The sequence below is a fragment of the Agarivorans sp. 1_MG-2023 genome (assembly GCF_030548385.1).
In the GTDB taxonomy this organism is placed as follows: Bacteria; Pseudomonadota; Gammaproteobacteria; order Enterobacterales; family Celerinatantimonadaceae; genus Agarivorans.
On the sequence record NZ_JAUOSJ010000001.1, the window covers coordinates 87,728 to 102,632 of the forward strand.

A 14,905-nucleotide genomic window follows, 5' to 3' on the forward strand; every position below is an offset into this window, starting at 1 on the left:
GCGTTTAGCAGATGCTTAAATTTTTAAAAGATAGTATGACTTTATTGTCTGCTGGGGCACTAGGTTTGGCGTCTGCCAGCTTAATGGCTGCAGAAAAACCCAATATCTTGGTGATTTGGGGAGACGACATTGGCCAATCTAACGTAAGTGCTTATACCTTTGGCTTGATGGGTTACAAAACTGCCAATATCGACAGCATTGCCAAAGAAGGCATGATGTTTACCGACTATTATGCCGAGCAATCTTGTACTGCGGGGCGCTCTACCTTTATTACCGGTCAGAGTGTGTTGCGCACCGGCCTAAGCAAAGTAGGGTTCCCTGGCGCAGATTTAGGTTTACGAGCCGAAGACATTACGATTGCTGAAGTACTAAAACCAATGGGTTATGCGACCGGACAGTTTGGTAAAAATCACTTAGGTGATAAAGATGAATTTTTACCAACGGCTCACGGCTTTGATGAATTTCTAGGTAATTTGTACCACTTAAATGCGGAAGAAGAACCTGAGAATGTCGATTATCCAAAGGATCCTGAGTTTCGTAAAAAATTTGGTCCTCGCGGTGTAATTAAATCGTCTGCCGACGGAAAAATTGAAGACACCGGGCCATTAACTAGAAAGCGCATGGAAACTATTGACGACGAAACGGTAGAAGCTGCTATGGCATTTATGGAGAAAACCGTAAAAGCGGATAAGCCATTTTTTGTATGGTGGAATGGTACTCGAATGCATTTTCGTACTCATATAAAGCCTGATTTACAAGGCAGTTCTGGGGTGAGTAATTACGCAGATGGTATGCTAGAACATGACCGACACGTAGGTTTGTTGCTTAAAAAAGTGGATGATTTAGGCATAAAAGACAACACCATTGTGTTTTACTCTACCGATAATGGCCCACATATGAATAGCTGGCCTGACGCCGGTTTAACGCCGTTCCGCGGCGAGAAAAATACCAACTGGGAAGGGGCTTACCGTGTGCCTGCTATGGTACGTTGGCCGGGTAAAATTAAGGCGGGTGAGGTATCAAATGAAATCATGCATCACATGGATTGGTTGCCAACCTTTGCTGCAATTGCCGGAGATGACAAAGTAAAAGACAAACTGCTCAAAGGCCACAGTGCTAATGGTAAAGATTTCAAAAATCACTTAGATGGTTATAACTTCCTCCCATATTTGATGGGGAAAGAGGAAGTAGGGCCGCGTGATGAAATGTTCTATTTCTCTGACGATGGTGATCTCACAGGACTTCGTTATAAAAATTGGAAGATAGTCTTTATGGAGCAGCGAGCTCAAGGCACTTTGCAGATTTGGGCTGAACCTTTTGTTGAGCTGAGGGTGCCTAAAATCTTTAATTTAAGAATGGACCCTTATGAAACCGCAGATCGGACATCTAATACTTACTGGGATTGGGTGATTGATCGAGTGTATTTGCTGGTACCGGCGCAAACTTATGTTGCTAAGTACCTAGCCAGTTTTGAAGAGTTTCCACCTCGTCAAAAAGCAGCAAGTTTCAATGTCTCCCAAGTGATGGAGAAATTACAACAGCCTGCGTCTAAATAATTTACATTAATATCAAAAAAGGGCGCAACTCGCCCTTTTTTAACGTTTTTTTGTTGTTAGACTAATTGTATTAAGCCCCGATTGATTGTATTGCCCATCGAGATTCCCATGTGTTTTCTAAAGCAATGTTTTAAACTTTTCTTCATTCTTATCAGTCCTATTGTGCTAGCTCAGGAATATGTAGGTAATCAAAGTTGTGCTGCTTGCCATAAAACAGAAGTCGAAAACTGGTTGCCTTCTCATCACGCAAAAGCGATGCAGCTTGCTACCGAAGAAACAGTATTAGGCAATTTTGATGATGTGCGATTTGAGACAAATGATGGCTGGACAAAGTTTTTTCGGGACGAGCAAGGTTTCTATATAGAGACAGGAAAAAGCGACGAAGTAGGCAAGCGTTACTCAGTGCCTTATGTTTTCGGCTACACGCCACTGCAACAGATTTTGATTGATATCGGTAGTGGCCGTTTACAAGCTTATACTGTGGCTTGGGATTCAAGAACTAAAGCAAAGGGCGGGCAACGTTGGTATAGCCTTTATCAGCAAACCCATACTCCTGATACCCCGTTTTATTGGAAAAGCCAATTTAATAACTGGAACGCGCGCTGTGCCGAATGCCACTCTACAGATCTAAAGCGTGGCTACGATGCCGCAAAAGACGAATATGACACCACTTGGAGCGAAATCAATGTTAGTTGTGAAGCTTGCCATGGTGCAGCAGCTAAACATGTAGCCTTAAAAAGTGCTGATAACGCTGAGAATACCGATGAACCAAGCGCTAACTCAGGTTTTGACAAAACATTGCTTAAACGCAGCAATTGGATATTCAAGCCAGAGCAAGCTAGCGCCGAGCGTTTAGACAATGGACTTGTATCTTTAGACCATGGCCAAGTAGATCAATGTGCTGCATGCCATAGTCGGCGAACAGCGCTTACTGACGGGGCAGGACCGCACAATTTCTCGCAACATTTTATTCCTAGGCTGGCAGTACCAGATTTGTACCATGCTGATGGTCAAATACTTGATGAAGTCTATGTTTATGGCTCTTACAGCCAAAGTAAAATGGCCGCGGCAGGGGTGGTATGTAGTAACTGTCACGAGCCTCATAGTGGCAAAGTGCTAAGCGCGGATAATAGTTTGTGTGTCCAGTGCCATTTATCTAACCAGTTCGATACTCCTGAGCATACTTTGCATGAAACGGGTTCTGAGGGGGCCTTGTGTATCGATTGTCACATGCCTTCGCAGCGTTACATGGGGGTGGATGATAGAAGAGACCATAGTTACCGGATTCCCAACCCATGGGTAAGCGAAGCCTTAGCCTCGCCAGATGTGTGTTTAAATTGCCATCAAGATAAAAATACCGAGTGGTCTCAACAGCAACTGGAACATAAAAAAGCTAAAGTATTCGGCGCTTATGATGATATAGGCTCTGCTTTGTACCTAAACTTGCAAGACCCAACACTTGGCCAACAGCAGATTGCTTCATTGATATTAGATGAAGAACAACCTGCAATGCGCCGAGCGGTATTGCTTAATCATCTAGATGTAAATATTACCAGTAATCTAGAAGTGCTAAACACCGCAGCAAATAGCCCTCAAAGCTTAGTAAAGTTAGGCGTACTAAATGCGCTTGAATCAGCGGCTTACGCCATGCAGCTACAAATAGGCTTTGGTTTACTTTATGACGAGCATAAAAATGTTCGACTACAAGCTATTCGACTATTAGCTCCTGCATTTAGGCAAGCATTGCCTGAAAAGGCTCAGCAGCCCATGCAAGATGCTTTAATGGAAGCGGTGCTGACTTATCAAGGGCAACAAGATTTACTTTCAGCGCAACTCGCTTTAGCGGATTTAGCCTACAAAGTTGGGGATCTTGAACAAGCAAGCATCCAGTATTTAAATGCGATTGATCTTCAACCTAGCTTTTTGCCAGCTAAGTTAAATTTGGCCAGCGTGTACCGTGAAAGTAATCAGCTAGAAAAAGCCCAAGTCTTGCTACAAGAAATTTTGAAGGTAGAGTCCAATCATCCAATGGCTTTACATAACCTTGGTTTAATTTATGTGGTTAAAAGGCAGTGGGCTAAGGCGCTACAAGCCTTACAAAAAGCAGCAGACTTAGAGCCCGATAATCACCGTTTCGCCTATGTGTACTTACTAGCCTTGGAAGCCAGTGGTAACTTAGAGCAAGCAAAAAAACAGCTGGCCAAGCTAGAGGTGATGACGCCTGGTGACCCGGCATTATCTGAAATTCGCCAGCGCTTAAAGTAGTGGTAGGGCACTACCGTGATGTTGGCTGTAGTCGGCGTATTCCTCGCCGAAAAAACACCTAAACTGGCTTGGAAGTTTTAGCGTTTAGCTTAGGTGTTTAGCTCAGCTAGCAATTTGAAAGTGTCTAACCCTTCAGAACACCCCTCTTCGGGAATTATGACTTCACTAAATTGTTGTTATCTTTACTGCCGTTTTAACGGCGCGTTTCAAGTATTGCATCATCACTGGGCCTAGTAAGGGCAGAGCTGCAGCTACTTTGGCTGCAATTGATTCATTTAGGTCAATGCCGGTTCCATACATCCGCCAAAAACTTAGTTACGTTTGTTTTCTATGGTTTTGGAGAAAGCTTCTCAACCCCCTTTAGTGATTATGATCATGCTAATACCTTCAAACCTATTAATATGGTTGTATTTGCAGCCACTTTGCATGGCTAATTGTCTTTGCCAATTATGATGATGAGAGCTGATAGTCAAGAGTGTTCTGCTTCATTGTTTGAAAGCGGAATGTGTTTACAAAAGTACTGAGTGTATTGATGATATTAAGGGTGTAGCTATTCGATATCGCTGGAATATACAAGAGAGCAAATGTTGGAACTCATCAACAAAAAAGCCCGTAGCTCATCGAGCTACGGGCTTATATATGGTCGGAACGAGAGGATTTGAACCTCCGACCCCCGACACCCCATGACGGTGCGCTACCAAGCTGCGCTACGTTCCGAATTGAATCTGAATTTACTTATCAAACCGCTTAGTGTCAATACACGGCTAGCGTTTATACGCTTAAGTGCTCAGCGATTGTACAAATTACTGTTCTGGCTGATAAAAACGTTTTAAGTCGTTTAAGACTTGTACCAGCATTGGCACCGAGACTCGGGCATTACTAGGGTTTAAGTCACGATCAAGTACCTGGTAACTGCCAGATTGGTTAAATAAGGTAATTTGGTTACCCTGTAATACAGCTTGCTGTTCTTGGTTACCGATTAATAACCAATCTCGCTTACGCTTGGCATAGATATTTTGTCCATTGCTATAGTCGGCACTGTTTGATGTAACACCTAACATTCCTTCCAAAATAGTAGGAATAATATCGTTATGGCTCGTCTCATCGTGCATTAGCGTGGGCAGGCGATCTGGCCAAGAGATAAACAATGGAACCTGAGTTTGGTAGCGACTAAAGTTACTGGCATTACCCCAGTAGTTGCTGTTGTTATCGTTTAGCTCGTTTCCGTAGTCAGACGTTACCACTAAGATAGTATTTTCTATCTGACCCGTATTAGCGAGCTCTTGGTAGACTTTTTTAAGTTGTTTATCTACGTTTTGAGCGGCTTCGAAATAATGCTGCTTGATTAACTCCGGCGTTACTTTTTCCATACCTTCGCCACTAGCGTTATCGTATGCTGCTACGCCATTTAGATACAAAAAGTTGAACCAAGGCAGCTGAGAATATTGACTGTGTTGCCACATTAACCACTTTTGCAGCGCTTGCTCATCGCCTGCCGCACCACCAGGCCACTTGGTCATATCAAGGTTTTTAAGAGCACTAAAGCTTGAGCCTGCGATTTCTGGGGTGTTTAATCCTTTGCTGCTAAACAACTCTATTTGGTAGTTATTGTCTTGCAGAGCAGAGACTAAAACTGGGCTTTGTCGGCCTGCTTTTATACTTGGCCAATAGCTAGTGGGTAAGCCATAAAGCAGGCTTAGCATACCTTCTGGTGATTTATTACTACCACTAAAATGACTGAAGAATTGGCTAGAATTTTTAGCTTGTCGCCAGCTGTGGGGCATTGCTTCTTTTGTCAGCATGTCCCAGCGTAAGCCTTCTACAACCACTAGCATTAAATTATAGCGTTGTTCTACATGGCCATATTTGATGGGCGATATCGGGTATCGCATATTGCCTTGTTGCTTTTTCTCTTGAGCTTTAATGCCTTGATAATAAGCATCTACATCAAATATACCTTGCTCTTGTAAGAAGCTACGGGCAGTTAACGGATAGAATAACGGGTAGTTATTCTTTTGCTGGGTAATTGTTCGGTAGTTGGTTGCATCGGCCCAAGCATGCACAAAGTGGGTTAATACAAAACAAACAAATAGAATTGCCGCTAGCGGCACACCCAAGCGTTTGTGTTCTAATCGGCGTAAATATTTCCAACACAAACGGGCTAGCCACAATTCCAGCAAGAAGATAAAAGGGACTGAAACAAACAGTAAATTAAGTGTATTTGCTTGGCTATTTTGGTCTTCATCTAAGAGCAGCTTTAACAACTCAGGATTAAGGTGAAGGTTAAACGTGGCAAATACTTCGGTATCTACAATAAGTAAGCTGATCCCCACGGTAGCAAATAAAGCACCCACAAATCGCATTGACCGATTGCTAGGGATAACAAAGCTAAGAGGGAATAAGGTGAGTAGGAAAATCACAAAGGCGATAAATGAAAATTGCCCTAACCAGCTTACTAATAAATAGCTTTGCCCCAAAAACGTTTCTGGCGGCGCAGCTAACACTAAATAGCGTAAGCCAACAATTAAGGCCAAAATAATGTTAGATAAACAAAACCAATGTCCCCAGCTAATTAACTGAGACACTTTGTCGCGGTACTGTTTTGAGCTATTTACCATTGCGGGCTTTACGGTCCTTTGCTTTATTCTTATTTTTCGTCAATTGAGCTTTGAAGGGCTTTTGCAAATCCTTCGCTTAGCTTTTTACGTTGCTCCGGCGCAACCCGTTGATTGATCAAACAGGTGGTAGCATTACCGAGTACCATAAGGGCTAAATCGGTAGTTACATTATGATTATCGACTACTTTGAGTACGTCATTAAGTAATTGTTCCACTTGCTCTGTGGAATATTTTGAAACTATTGCCATTACTTCTCTGCAAATTTGCTGGTAAAGACGCGTATAATAACCCACCTCGTCAGCAAACACTAACAGTAAGAGACTATGAGCATTTCCCTAAAACACCTTATTTTACATTCACTAGAATTGACTGAAGACGGCACTATTGCTCTGCAAGCTAGGAGCGAAGAGATGGCTCATAGCGAAGAAGCGCTTAGTCTTATAGAAGGCCTACATCTCAACTACAGTGGGCGAGCTGCCAAAGGTTTTGGTTTCTATAATGAAGAGAACAATAGTCCTTTTAAGCTTCAGCTAGATGCTTTACTAAGTGAAGAAATCGATTTTCACCGCTACAGTGTAGATAGCGGCACTGTATTAGTAGAGGAGCTCAAAAAGTATGAGTTTATCGAGCAAGGTGTATTGTTACTGGCCAACTACGAGCATGTAGCGGGTGAATACCTGTTAATCATGTTGTTGGAGAATAAGATCTCTCCAGCCGTTGATGACAGCTTAGAGCTAACCGCTAGTCGCTATTTAGAAACAAGTTCTGTGCAGTTAGCGGCGCGCATTGATATTACCGATATGCAGCGTAATCCTGAGTCTCAACGTTATGTTTCTTATGTAAAGGGAAGGGCTGGACGAAAAATTTCTGATTTCTTTGTGGAATTCTTGGGTTGCGATGATGGTTTAGACGTAAAGGTGCAAAATGCGGTCTTAATGCAAGCCGTTGACGACTATTGCCAAGCGACCCAATTAGATAAAGAAGAAAAGCTTGCTTATAAAGGTGAAGTAAAATCTTATTGCGAACAGCAACTTAAAGATGGTGAAGAAATCGTAGTAGGGGAGTTAGCTAAAGCCCTGCCCACTGCCGAAGACACCGTAGACTTTTACCAGTTTGCCGCCGAAAACTACCCTTTGGAGGATCAATTCCCTGCCGATCGTACTGCGCTTAAGAAATTAGCCAAATGCTTTGGCCAAGGTAAAGGTGTGTCTGTAAGTTTCGAACAAAAATTGTTAGGTGATCGCGTTTTTTACGATGAATCAACCGATACATTGACGATTGTAGGTGTGCCGCCTAACTTAAGAGAGCAGTTAAAAAATAACAAATAACTTAATTAACAAGCATGAAAAGGTTATCAGTTTCAAATGTGTTGTAAAATTACCACATGGAAAGGTTTTCACAGGCTTGATAGGTTATTTTTGTTGTTTTATTACCACTGTTAGGTGATAAAACAACCGCTCAGGGCACGCGGGGCCTTGCTCTAGTGCTTTGTAGTATAATTTCAAAAGTGCGAGCTAAGTCATGTGCTCGCGTAGGCAATTGGGCTAGAATCAAGCGCAGCAAGTAACATTGCGACCCAAAATTATAATCATAACGACAGTTAAGGAAAGGCTAATGAAAAAGACAATTCTTGCATCTGCTATAGCGGTTGCTTCTTTAGGCATGGCATCTAATGCTTTTGCTGCGATTGAAGAAGGCCAGTTAACCATTTGGGTAAATGGTGATAAAGGCTACAACGGTTTAGCTGAAGTAGGTAAACGCTTTGAAGCTGATACTGGTGTTAAAGTAAGTGTTGCTCACCCTGATGATGCCCCTGGTAAATTCCAGCAAGCTGCTTCTACAGGCTCTGGTCCAGACATCTTTTTATGGGCTCACGACCGTTTCGGCGACTGGGTTGACGCTGGTTTATTAACAGAGCTTAAGCCAAGTGCTGAAAAGAAAGCAGCAGTTGAAGACTTCGCTTGGAACGCTGTTACTATCGACGGTAAAGTTTACGGTTACCCTATTGCTATCGAAGCTGTAGGTCTTATCTACAACAAAGACCTAGTACCTACCCCTCCTAAAACGTGGGAAGAGATTCCAGCACTAGACGCTAAACTTCAAGAGTCTGGTAAGCACGCAATCCTTTGGGATTACAACAACACTTACTTCTCATGGCCTCTATTGGCTGCGAACGGTGGTTACATCTTCAAATATGAAAACGGTACTTACGATGTTAAAGATACCGGTGTAGCTACAGATGGCGCGAAAATGGGCGCTAAAGTAATTAAAGACCTAATCGAAAACGGTCACATGCCTAAAGGCGCTGACTACGGTGTAATGGACTCTGCCTTTAACAAAGGCGAAGTAGCCATGGTTATCAACGGCCCATGGGCTTGGGATAACATGGAAAAAAGTGGCATCAACTACGGTGTAACTTACATTCCAACTATCAACGGTAACAAAGCTAAGCCAATGGTTGGTGTTTTAGCAGGTGCAGTTAACTCTGCGTCACCAAACGCTGATTTAGCGGTAGAGTTCTTAGAAAACTACCTTGTTACTAATGAAGGCTTGAAGTCTGTAAATGACGATGTACCACTAGGTGCTGTTGCACTTAAATCGTACATGGAAGAACTTTCAAGTGACCCTCGCATCGCTGCAACTTTCGCAAACGCTCAAGATGGTGAGCCAATGCCTAACGTAGCTGCTATGGGTAAATTCTGGTCTGCGATGGCAACATCACTAACCAACATCACTAGTGGTCGTCAACCTCTAGAGAAAGCTCTAGACGCCGCTGCGCGTCGCATAGCGAAATAATACGGTCATATTATTTCGGTCAGGAGGAGGATATTGGTCTATCCTCCTCTTTATTAATTTCGGTCAAATACAAAGGTTGTACATAAGATGGGTCTTTCTGCGTCTCCAGGTTTTATGCAGGGCAAGTATGCCTGGCTAAAACTGCTGCTGATCACAGCGATTGTGTTGCTTAACGGCTATGCAATTGTTTTGATGTATGCAGGTGGTGAATATGCATTTGCATTGCTCACCCTTGTTGTTGTTTCTACCGGTGTGTATGTTTTTACTACTAAAAAAATGTATGCCCACCGATATATCTTCCCTGGTATTGCTGGGATGGTGGTCTTCATCATTTTCCCTCTGGCTTATACGATAGGCATTGCGTTTACTAACTACAGCGGAACAAACTTGTTATCGCTAGAGCGTGTAGAGCAGTTGCATACCCAGAAGACTTACATGGCTAAAGGCGGTTCATTTGGCTTCCAGTTGCATCAAGCAGCAGAAGGTAAATACGTAATAGCTCTTTCTCAAGACGATAAGTTGTTTGTAACTCGTCCTGTTGAAGTTGTTTCTAACGCCGATGTTCGCGCTAGAAAGCTTACTCTTGAAACTAAACGGATTAAGTTGCAAGCAGTAGACGCTTTACCTACTAGTGAAAAAGCCCCGATTAAAGAAATCATTTCTCATCGCCAATTCTTCAACAACATCGTGCTGGTCACGCCTGAAGCTGATGAATTAGTCATGAATGGTCTACGCAAGTTCTCAGCAATGAAACCACTATATTCTCGCTTAGCCGATGGTGTAGTACTTAAAGAAAGTGGTGCCATTTTACCTGGTCCTTCTATTCTTCGTAACAACCAAACTGGCGAGCTGATGCTGCCGAATATGGAAACAGGTTACTTCCAATACATCGATGGTGATGGTGAATTTGTTGGTAGTCGTTTAGCACCTGGTTTCACCGTAGGTGTTGGTTGGAAAAACTTTGAACGTGTCGCTACCGATAAAGGTATTAAAGAACCGTTTATTGAAATCTTCATTTGGACGGTTATTTTCGCCGGTGTTTCAGTAGCCCTAACATTGGCTATTGGCATGGTGTTAGCCTGTCTAATTCAATGGGAAGAGCTTAAAGGTCGCGCTTTTTATCGCGTGGTGCTTATTCTCCCCTATGCAATTCCCGCGTTTATCTCAATCTTGGTATTTAAAGGTTTGTTCAACCAAAACTTTGGTGAGATTAACGGTATTTTAGAGTCACTATTTGGCGTTAAGCCGGATTGGTTCACCGATCCTATCATGGCTAAGTCAATGATTTTGATTGTGAACACGTGGTTAGGTTACCCATACATGATGATCTTATGTTTAGGTATGCTTAAATCTATTCCTGAAGATTTATATGAAGCGTCTTCAATGGATGGTGCTGGTCCAATCAGTAACTTCTTCAACATTACTGTTCCACTATTGATGAAACCACTAACGCCATTGTTGGTTGCATCGTTCGCCTTCAACTTTAACAACTTTGTATTGATTCAGTTGTTAACAAATGGTGGCCCAGACATTATCGGTGCTTCAACACCAGCTGGTACAACCGACTTGCTCGTAAGCTACACCTACCGAATTGCCTTCCAAGGTGATGGTGGTCAGGATTACGGTCTAGCCAGTGCGATTGCGACATTAATCTTTATTGTGGTTGGTGCATTAGCATTGATTAACTTGAAACTAACTAAAGCTGATAAGACGGCGTAAGGAGAAGCTACTATGGCAATGGTTCAACCTAAATCATTGAAATATAGAAAACTAGCTACTCACGTAGTGTTATGTTTGTTTCTATGTTTAATTATTTTCCCATTATTAATGGTAATCACTATTTCTTTCCGTACGGGTAACTTTGCGGTAGGTGAATTGATTCCTTCAAACCCAACTTTGGATCACTGGCGTTTGGCTTTAGGGATTACTGTTGTAAACCCTGATGGCTCTTTAACTCCGCCTCCATTCCCGGTACTTACCTGGTTATGGAACTCGATTAAAGTTGCGGGTATTTCAGCCTTATTAATTGTTGCCCTTTCTACCACAAGTGCTTACGCGTTTGCTCGTATGCGTTTTAGAGGTAAGGCAACCATTCTTAACGGTATGTTGATTTTCCAAATGTTCCCATCTGTTTTGGCCTTGGTGGCAATTTACGCCTTGTTCAATAAGATTGGTGAATATATTCCTTGGTTGGGTCTAAACACTCACGGTGGTTTAATCTTCGCTTACCTTGGTGGTATTGCACTTCACGTGTGGACTATTAAAGGCTACTTCGAAACGATTGACCCAGCGCTAGAAGAGTCTGCAGCGATTGACGGTGCAACTCCATGGCAAGCGTTTAGATTGGTATTGTTACCGCTTTCTGTGCCTATTTTGGCGGTTGTGTTTATTCTTGCATTTATCGGTGTTATTACCGAGGTTCCAATGGCCTCAGTACTGATGCAAGACGTTGATAAACTCACACTCGCTGTAGGTGCTCAACAATATCTCTATCCGCAAAACTACTTGTGGGGCGATTTCGCCGCTGCAGCTGTTTTGTCTGGATTCCCTATCACCCTGGTGTTCCTCATGGCTCAACGTTGGTTGGTCGGCGGGTTAACAGCTGGCGGTGTTAAAGGTTAAATTATTTGGGCGTAGCTGCGAATGCAGCTACGCAAAACAAGATTGATTGCGAGTAAAGCAACGCTTTATTCAGTTTGGAGCTAATAATGGCTGATGTAATTCTAAAAAATGTACGTAAAAACTACGACCCGGCAATTCACCAAGATACCTTGCGTGATATTAACTTAGACATTCAAGATGGCGAGTTTGTAGTATTCGTTGGTCCATCAGGTTGTGGTAAATCGACGCTATTACGTATGATTGCTGGCTTAGAAGATATTACTAGCGGTGAGCTTAATATCGGCGGCAACTTCATGAATGACGTGCCACCAGTAGAGCGTAACGTAGGTATGGTATTCCAATCTTACGCTTTGTACCCACACATGGACCTACGCGAGAATATGTCGTTTGGTCTTAAGCTGAAAAAAGTAGAAAAAAGTATCATTGAAAAGCGTGTTAATAACGCTTCAGATATTTTAGGCCTAGATCCTCTACTTGATCGTAAGCCAAAAGAGTTAAGTGGTGGTCAGCGCCAACGTGTTGCAATTGGTCGTTGTATCGTACAGCAACCAGGTGTTTTCTTGTTCGATGAGCCGTTGTCAAACTTAGATGCTGCACTCCGTGTGAAAATGCGTATTGAGATCGCCAAGCTTCATAAAGAACTACAATCAACCATCATCTACGTTACTCACGACCAAGTGGAAGCGATGACCTTGGCGGATAAAATTGTAGTACTAAGCCCATTAGATCCAAATGCTGCTACAAACTTAGAGCAATATGGTTCACCGCTTGACCTATACCATAACCCAGCAAACAAATTTGTTGCTGGCTTTATTGGCTCACCAAAAATGAACTTCATTGAAGGTGAAATAGTAGAAGTAGGCGAGCAAGAAAGTAAAATTAAACTGGTAACTGGCGATATTGTTAGCGCTGCGGTAGATACAAGCCGTGCAAGCGTTGGTGATGCTGTTGAGTTTGGTTGCCGCCCTGAGCATTTGGTTGAAGATACCCATGCTCATGCAGAGAACTTTATTACAGGTACTGTAGTAGTTGCCGAGCACCTAGGTGCAGAGTCTTACGTTTACATGGACGTTAAAGGCTTTGATTTCACCTTTAAAGCGCGTAGCGAATTCCCAACGAACAATGGTGATGAGTTGCGTGTTGGCTTACCAACTAAAGCTAGCTACTTGTTTGACAGTAATGGCATTGCGTTCCCACGTACTGCCAAGTACAACAAAGACTAGAAGTTGACCGTTAATTCAAAGCGACCCTCGGGTCGCTTTTTTTTGCTTAAAATAAACTTAGCTCTGGGGAAAAGAATAAGATTTAATTTGGGGTTTTGTTTTCGCGTTGAACAATCTCTAGCAGGGCCGTTTGGATAAATTTTTGTTTTACCGACTCATCTGCATCAAAGCTCAGCCCGTAATGAACCCGTTCTGGAGATCGTTGTTCTAAGTGTTGGTTACAAATACTTGCCTTAATGCTTAATGTTTCATATTCATCTATTGGAAGGTGTAAATTAAAGCTTCGTTTTGTTAAGGGTAATGGTATTGGAGCGCTTATAAAGCCACCACCATTTAGCGATAAGTCTTTGAGTAAGCCTTTAAAAGATTCATTGCTGTCGCTTTCACTTTGCATTCTACAGGGTAGCGACACCGGTAAACGGCTATGTTGTCGCAAACTAATTTTTTGGATATTACGTGGATAATCTAATACCACCCAGCGTCCTACACTGCTCATTAACTTTGAAATTGAGCCGCGGTAAGCAAAAATAGTAGCGTTTGGATCGCCTTCATTAACGATTCTCACCACAATAGATTGACCTTCGCGAATTAAGTCTCTGGCCGCTTCCCATTGTTGGTCCATGCCTCTAGATAGAATCACGCACATACCTGGTTCAATACCAATCAAGCGACTACGTAAGCGCAAAGGGTTAGTTGGGGTAGGGATCTGCAAGTGCACTTCGGTTTGGCAGGGAAGGGCATTAAACTCATTGAGTAACTCAGGCGCTATCGGGTCCACGGCGTTATCTAGTGATTATTCAACATGGTTAAACCTTATCACAGTTAGTTGAATTTTGGTTTTTCCGCTTGTTGAGATTGAGAAGCAACTGCCTAAATGGTGGCGTTGTGGCTATAATGTGCCGCATTAGCGATAACGGACTGCAATATGAAACTATTTGTAAAAGACTTAACAGTGATTGACTCAACCTACTTATGCCCAGACCGAGGTTTAGTGGGGGAAAGTTGGTTAGTGGATATTGAATTGGGCGGATCGCTAAATGATATGGATATGCTGCTTGATTTTGGCCAGGTTAAAAAACTGATTAAACGGTTAATCGACGATAAAGTTGACCACAAACTATTGGTTCCTCGTCGCTCTCCATTGTGTAAGGTAAGCAATAGCGAAGGCTACACGCAATTAGACTTCCAACGTCCACATGGTAAAAGTATTCACTTACGCTGCCCGGATGAAGCCTACACATTTATTGACGCGGTTGAAGTGAGCAATGAAGCCTTAACTGCTTACGTAAATGCGGTGGTGCTAGAACAATTACCCAATAATATTCAAGACATAAACATTAACTTACGTCATGAAGCGATCGACGGACCGTATTACCACTACAGTCACGGATTGAAGAAACACGATGGTAATTGTCAGCGAATTGCTCATGGTCATCGCTCAACGATAGAAATTTTAGTGGATGCAGAGAGTGATGTTGACTTAGCCACTAGTTGGGCAATGAAATGGCGTAACATTTATCTCGGTAGCGCCAATGATGAGATATCAGTAAATGATATTAGCTTTTATCAGCAACAGGACTGGCAGCAGCATTACGCCTTTGCCTACCAATCACCTCAGGGCTTTTTTGAGTTAGTGGTGCCTAAGCAAGAAACCGATATTTTACCCTGTGAGACAACGGTAGAGAATTTAGCCGCTTATATTGCGCAAACCTTATCTAAAGCGATGGATGGGCATACGCTAAAAGTGATTGCTTACGAAGGGGTAGGTAAGGGTGCAATTTCAGAAGTATATCGATAAAAAAGGCTCCTAATTAGGAGCCTTTTT

11 protein-coding genes and 1 tRNA gene are annotated in these 14,905 nt (G+C 42.7%); 8 read left to right on the top strand and 4 right to left on the bottom strand.

Going from position 1 to position 14,905, the window contains the following annotated elements; genetic code table 11:
* Positions 1-11 precede the first annotated feature (11 nt).
* Complete coding sequence (locus Q4592_RS00395; protein ID WP_303508394.1) at positions 12-1,556, top strand: arylsulfatase; 1,545 nt, start codon at positions 12-14, stop codon at positions 1,554-1,556.
* Between the two features lie 108 nt (positions 1,557-1,664).
* Complete coding sequence (locus tag Q4592_RS00400) at positions 1,665-3,821, top strand: ammonia-forming cytochrome c nitrite reductase subunit c552 (protein WP_303508396.1); 2,157 nt, start codon at positions 1,665-1,667, stop codon at positions 3,819-3,821.
* Positions 3,822-4,461: 640 nt separating this feature from the next.
* On the opposite strand, the gene Q4592_RS00405 is transcribed toward Q4592_RS00400, so the two are convergent.
* From Q4592_RS00405 to Q4592_RS00415, 3 genes are all read right to left on the bottom strand, one after another.
* A tRNA-Pro gene (locus Q4592_RS00405) sits at positions 4,462-4,538 on the bottom strand.
* An 86-nt stretch (positions 4,539-4,624) separates the two neighbouring features.
* On the bottom strand, positions 4,625-6,439 hold the full coding sequence (locus tag Q4592_RS00410; RefSeq protein ID WP_303508398.1) for a DUF3413 domain-containing protein: 1,815 nt from the start codon (positions 6,437-6,439) through the stop codon (positions 4,625-4,627).
* 29 nt (positions 6,440-6,468) lie between these two features.
* The gene (locus Q4592_RS00415; RefSeq protein WP_137673038.1) at positions 6,469-6,687 is read right to left on the bottom strand and encodes a DUF1414 domain-containing protein; all 219 of its coding nucleotides are present in this window, start codon (positions 6,685-6,687) and stop codon (positions 6,469-6,471) included.
* 75 nt (positions 6,688-6,762) lie between these two features.
* Here Q4592_RS00415 and yejK point away from each other — a divergent pair, with 75 nt between their 5' ends.
* From yejK to Q4592_RS00440, 5 genes are all read left to right on the top strand, one after another.
* On the top strand, positions 6,763-7,767 hold the full coding sequence (gene yejK, locus Q4592_RS00420; protein ID WP_137673037.1) for a nucleoid-associated protein YejK: 1,005 nt from the start codon (positions 6,763-6,765) through the stop codon (positions 7,765-7,767).
* A gap of 286 nt (positions 7,768-8,053) precedes the next feature.
* Positions 8,054-9,235 (top strand): maltose/maltodextrin ABC transporter substrate-binding protein MalE, encoded by a 1,182-nt coding sequence (gene malE, locus Q4592_RS00425; RefSeq protein ID WP_303508404.1) that lies wholly within the window; start codon positions 8,054-8,056, stop codon positions 9,233-9,235.
* A gap of 87 nt (positions 9,236-9,322) precedes the next feature.
* On the top strand, positions 9,323-10,954 hold the full coding sequence (malF, locus tag Q4592_RS00430) for a maltose ABC transporter permease MalF (RefSeq protein ID WP_303508407.1): 1,632 nt from the start codon (positions 9,323-9,325) through the stop codon (positions 10,952-10,954).
* 12 nt (positions 10,955-10,966) lie between these two features.
* Positions 10,967-11,857: a maltose ABC transporter permease MalG gene (gene malG / locus Q4592_RS00435; RefSeq protein ID WP_016402572.1), complete on the top strand. Its 891-nt coding sequence runs from the start codon at positions 10,967-10,969 to the stop codon at positions 11,855-11,857.
* Positions 11,858-11,943: 86 nt separating this feature from the next.
* The gene (locus tag Q4592_RS00440) at positions 11,944-13,080 is read left to right on the top strand and encodes an ABC transporter ATP-binding protein (protein ID WP_137673034.1); all 1,137 of its coding nucleotides are present in this window, start codon (positions 11,944-11,946) and stop codon (positions 13,078-13,080) included.
* A gap of 82 nt (positions 13,081-13,162) precedes the next feature.
* Here Q4592_RS00440 and Q4592_RS00445 read toward each other — a convergent pair whose 3' ends face one another.
* A complete protein-coding gene (locus Q4592_RS00445) occupies positions 13,163-13,858 on the bottom strand; it encodes a flagellar brake protein (RefSeq protein WP_303508417.1) in 696 nt (231 codons plus the stop codon).
* A 147-nt stretch (positions 13,859-14,005) separates the two neighbouring features.
* On the opposite strand from Q4592_RS00445, the gene Q4592_RS00450 reads away from it, so the two are divergent.
* Positions 14,006-14,878, top strand: a complete 873-nt coding sequence (locus Q4592_RS00450) for a 6-carboxytetrahydropterin synthase (RefSeq protein WP_303508420.1) — start codon at positions 14,006-14,008, stop codon at positions 14,876-14,878.
* The last annotated feature ends 27 nt before the right edge of the window (positions 14,879-14,905 follow it).